Here is a 569-nt window from a genome sequence, read left to right as displayed (position 1 = left end):
CCTGACCGGCGGCAACGTGAGCCTGACCAACGACCAGGCGACGCAGCTGGGAACGAGCACGGCGGCCGGCACGCTGGCGGTGACCAGCAACGGGACGCTGAGCCAGACCGGCGCGTTGTCGGCAACGGGCGCGGCGATCTTCACGCAGACCAGCACGACGGCGGGAACGTCGCAGGACATGCTGCTGGGCAGCCAGGCCAACGACTTCCGGAGCAGTGTCACGTTTGCGGCCGGCAGCGGCGCAGGCATCGACAATCTGTCGCTGCAGAACACGGATGCGGCGCCGGGTCCGCTGACGCTGCCGGCGAGCATCGCGGGCAACCTGACGCTGGACTACACCAACGGGTCGCTGGCGTTGCCGGTGGTGAGCGTGGGCGGAGCGCTGGATGCGAGTGCGGGTGGTGGCATCACGATCGCCAACAGCATCAGCACGGGCGGTGCGCAGACCTATCGCAACGCGGTGACGCTGGGTGCGGATGCGACGCTGGCCAGCACGGGCGGCGGTGCGATCGACTTCGCATCGACGCTGGATGGCGCGCATGCGCTGACGGTGAACACGTCGGGCCTGA

At 69.4% G+C, this 569-nt stretch carries 1 protein-coding gene; it reads left to right on the top strand.

The features are described from left to right. Positions 1 to 16: 16 nt before the first annotated feature. A partial coding sequence (locus ACFPPB_RS20400; protein ID WP_377330504.1) for a hypothetical protein occupies positions 17 to 569 on the top strand: 553 nt, incomplete at its 3' end.

It is taken from the genome of Rhodanobacter terrae (assembly GCF_042657005.1).
Classification (GTDB): Bacteria; Pseudomonadota; Gammaproteobacteria; order Xanthomonadales; family Rhodanobacteraceae; genus Rhodanobacter; species Rhodanobacter terrae.
This window is presented reverse-complemented; position numbering and strand designations above follow the sequence as displayed.